The following is a 3,654-nucleotide window of genomic DNA, read 5'->3' as shown; positions in this document are numbered from 1 at the left end:
CACATCAAGCGGCTGCGACATGTGACGCTCTGGCGAGTCGAAGTGTGAACGGTGTTCACCACACACTAGTCCACGGCGTCAACTACCACCAGGTACACGACCCGAAAGTGCGAAAGTGCGAAAGTGCGAAAGTGCGAAAGTGCGAAAGTGCGGAGGTGCGGAGGTGCGGAGGTGCGGAAGTGGCCCGGCGAGATGCCGGGCCTTTTTCGCGCGGGGTGGAAATCGCGGTGGAGCGGGTGCAGCCGGTAACAAGGTTGATCGGGGAAGGCCATTCCCGAGCCGGAGCGAATGGATGCCGATTGCGGATCTCATGCGGTACCGGCCGTCTCCCAGCCGGAGCGAATGAATTCGCCGCTGGAAAGGCACGAAGTCCACCTGCGCGGACTGCCCCAGTGAAGGTCCGGCCACGTGCACCAGGGCGTGCTTCGATGATCGAAGACACCGCACCGAACGCGGAAAGCCCCGCCAAGACGACGCTGCGCGTCGCCCGGCGGGGCTTCAACTGCTTGATGTCGGTCGGATGCGAGTCGGGCGCTGTTATCGTGCTTCGCGTGCCTCGCGCACGACATCTACGATTTCGTCGACCGTGATGCCGATGTTCACGCCGGGTACATCCAGGGGCGAACGCCGCTTCTGCTCCGGCGTGAGGAGGAATGTGCTGCCATCTCGACGGCGGATCGCGACAGCGCCATCGTCGCGCGCTTCGTCCAGCAGAGTCGCCAGGTTCTGGCGAGCTTCGGTATACGTGTAGACCTTCATTCTGGAACCTCTACGATCTCTACGCCCACCTGGGGAGCGACCCTCGCAAGTCGCTGATCCAGCGTAAGCAACGGGAGCCGCTGATCGACCGCCGCCGCGAGCATGTAGGCATCATACGCATAGATGTCGAGTTGATGCGCGATGCTTACCGCTTTCTGCAAACGCACCCCCAACCGGCGAATCGGCACCTGCTCGTATGCCTCGAGCACGAGCAATGCCTGTTCCAGCGTCAGCCGCTTGCGCTTGAAGAGCAGGGCGATGGCGTTGCCGATCTCCCAATCGATGGAAGCCGGCGCGGCGATGTCCGCATCCCTGGTGATCTCAAGCAGGCGGGGCTTTGAGGGTTCCTCCAGCAGGATGGCCAGGATCGCGGACGTATCTACGATTAGATCCACTGGCCTGTACCATTGTACAAGTGGAGGGTCGGCGGGTTCCGAATTGAACAAAGAGCGCGCTGGCTGATCACCTCACGCACTCACGCACTCACGCACTCACGCACTCACGCACTCACGCCCATGAACCCCGGCAGGTCCCGCACGAGCGTCTTGGTGTTCACGGGCTTCACCAGGTAGGCGGCGCAGCCGGCGGCCAGGCACGCCTTGCGGTCCGCCTCCTCGTCGCGGCCCGTCACGGCCACCACGGCGATCCCCGCCGTGTCCTCGCGCGCCTTGATGCGGCGCACCACGTCCAGGCCCGTCATGTCGGGCAGGCCCATGTCCAGCAGCACCAGGTCCGGCACCCGGTCCGCCGCCAGGCGCAGCGCGTCCTCGCCCGTGCCGGCGCCCAGCACCGTGTACCCGGCATCCTCCAGCAGGATGGTGAACGCGTCGCGGATCGCGTCGCTGTCCTCCACCAGCAGCACCGTCCGGCCCTCCATCGCCGCCTCCGTCACGCGTCCGCCGCGTCCTCGCCGGGCGCCGGCTCCGCGCCGGGTCCCGCCGCGTGAATGGAGGGAAGGGTGAAGAAGAAGCGGCTGCCGTGCCCCAGCTCGCTCTCCACCCAGATGCGCCCCCCGTGCAACTCCACGAACCGCCGCGCGATGCTCAGCCCCAGTCCCGTGCCGTGGTGCACCCGCGCCCGTGACGCGTCCACCTGCGCGAACTCGCGAAAGATGAGCTCGTGGTGCTGCGGGTCGATGCCGATCCCGCTGTCGGCCACCTCCACCTGCAGCCAGCCGGGCTGCCCGGGCGCCTGCCGGGCCTCCACCCGCACCCATCCCTGCTCGGGGGTGAACTTGATGGCGTTGCCGATGAGGTTGCCCAGCACGTGCGCCACCTTGTCGCGGTCCGCCCACGCGGGCGCCACGCCGCCGTCGTACTCCGCGCTGAACTGCAGCCCCTTTCGCTCCAGCAGCGACGCGTTCATGTCGCGCACCGTCTCCACCACGTCCTGCAGGCGGAACTCCGCCGGGCGGATGTCGATGGCGGGCGCGTTGGTGCGGGCGTAGGTGAGGATCTCCTCGATCATGCCCAGCAGCTGCCGGCAGCTGCCGATCATGCTCTCGATGGCCTCGCGCTGCCGCTGGGTGATCTCGCCCAGCAGCCCGTCGCGCAGGATCTCGCCGTAGGTGACGATGGCCGTGAGCGGCGTGCGCAGCTCGTGCGACACGTTGGTGAGGAACTGGCTCTTGGCCACGTCCAGGTTGCGCAGCTCCAGCACCGCGCGCTCCAGCTCCTGCACGCGCGCCGCCGCCTCGCGGGCCGACGCGGGCACGCCGGGCTCCACCTCCACCACGATGCCGGCGGGGGCGTCGGCGTCGCGGGGCGGCTCCACGATGCGGAAGCCCTCGCGCGCGAGCACCTCACGCAGGCGCTCCGCGGTCGAGTGGTCGCCCTGCAGATAAAGGCGAAGGTCGTTCATCGAGTCCGAGGGAGGGGGAACCTTTGTCGCGCCAATCTAGACAGCGTCTGACGCGACAGCAAGCGGGTCGTCACCCTCCACCTGTTCCGCCAACAGCTGCCGCCGCTGCAGCGCGGCGTAGATGCCGCCCCGCCGCAGCAGCTCCGCGTGGGTTCCGCGCTCCACCAGCCGCCCGTCGTCCATCACCAGGATGAGGTCCGCGTGCATCACGGCCGTCACGCGGTGGCTCACGATCACGCTGGTGCGCCCCGCGAACACCTCCCGGAGCCGCTCCAGGATGCCGTGCTCCGTCTGCGTGTCCACGGCGCTCAGCGCGTCGTCCAGCACCAGGATGGGCGCGTCGCGCGCCACGGCCCGGGCCAGCGCCGCCCGCTGCTTTTGCCCGCCGGACAGGTTGATGCCCCGCTCGCCCAGCACCGTGTCGTATCCGCCGGGAAAGTCCTGGATGGTGGTGTCCAGCCGCGCCACCCCCGCCGCGGCCCGGATGCGCTCCATCCGCCGCCCCTCGTCCGCATCGTCAAAGCCCAGGGCCAGGTTCTCGCCGATGGTCTCGGAGAACAGGAAGGTGTCCTGCGGCACCAGCGCCACCACCTCGCGCAGGCGGGACAGCTTCCACGCGCGCAGGTCCGTGCCGTCCACCAGCACGGCGCCCTCCGTGGGGTCGTACATCCGCGCCAGCAGGCTCACCACGGTGGACTTGCCGGAGCCCGTGGGCCCCACGATGGCGGCCGTGGCCCCCGCGGGGATGCGGAAGTCCACCTCCCGCAGCACGTCGCGCTCCGTTCCCGGGTGGCGGAACGAGACGCGGCGGAACTCGATGTCGCCCCGCACCTGCGCCGGCGCCACGGCATCGGCCGCGTCGCGCACCCGGGGCTCCGTCTCCAGGACCTTGCTCACGCGCCCCATGGACGCCGCGCCGCGCTGAAAGAGGTTGGTCACCCAGCCCAGGGCGATCATGGGCCAGGTGAGCATCCCCAGGTACATCAGGAAGAGCACCAGGTCGCCCGTGGTGATGCGGCCCGCGATGAGGGGGGC

5 protein-coding genes are annotated in these 3,654 nt (G+C 68.8%); all 5 read right to left on the bottom strand.

The features are described from left to right. Positions 1 to 537 precede the first annotated feature (537 nt). On the bottom strand, positions 538 to 759 hold the full coding sequence (locus tag VFZ20_RS11955; RefSeq protein WP_329684111.1) for a type II toxin-antitoxin system Phd/YefM family antitoxin: 222 nt from the start codon (positions 757 to 759) through the stop codon (positions 538 to 540). Continuing rightward, complete coding sequence (locus VFZ20_RS11950) at positions 756 to 1,154, bottom strand: type II toxin-antitoxin system VapC family toxin (RefSeq protein ID WP_329684110.1); 399 nt, start codon at positions 1,152 to 1,154, stop codon at positions 756 to 758. Before VFZ20_RS11950 ends, VFZ20_RS11955 begins: the two co-directional genes overlap by 4 nt. A 104-nt stretch (positions 1,155 to 1,258) precedes the next feature. Continuing rightward, positions 1,259 to 1,636 carry a response regulator gene (locus tag VFZ20_RS11945; protein WP_329684109.1) on the bottom strand — a complete coding sequence of 126 codons (378 nt, stop codon included), beginning with the start codon at positions 1,634 to 1,636 and terminating at the stop codon, positions 1,259 to 1,261. Positions 1,637 to 1,647: 11 nt separating this feature from the next. Continuing rightward, complete coding sequence (locus VFZ20_RS11940; protein ID WP_329684108.1) at positions 1,648 to 2,619, bottom strand: HAMP domain-containing sensor histidine kinase; 972 nt, start codon at positions 2,617 to 2,619, stop codon at positions 1,648 to 1,650. Positions 2,620 to 2,655: 36 nt separating this feature from the next. Continuing rightward, a partial coding sequence (locus tag VFZ20_RS11935) for an ABC transporter ATP-binding protein (protein ID WP_329684107.1) occupies positions 2,656 to 3,654 on the bottom strand: 999 nt, incomplete at its 5' end.

The sequence above is a fragment of the Longimicrobium sp. genome (assembly GCF_036280135.1).
GTDB lineage: Bacteria > Gemmatimonadota > Gemmatimonadetes > Longimicrobiales > Longimicrobiaceae > Longimicrobium.
Note: the sequence above shows the minus strand (reverse complement) of the source record. Positions and strands in the feature narration are given on the sequence as shown.

Excerpts from the sequence above, each read along its gene's own strand:
- VFZ20_RS11955 (WP_329684111.1), bottom strand. The coding sequence starts at position 759 with ATGAAGGTCTACACGTATACCGAAGCTCGCCAGAACCTGGCGACTCTG.
- VFZ20_RS11945 (WP_329684109.1), bottom strand. The coding sequence starts at position 1,636 with ATGGAGGGCCGGACGGTGCTGCTGGTGGAGGACAGCGACGCGATCCGC.
- VFZ20_RS11940 (WP_329684108.1), bottom strand. The coding sequence starts at position 2,619 with ATGAACGACCTTCGCCTTTATCTGCAGGGCGACCACTCGACCGCGGAG.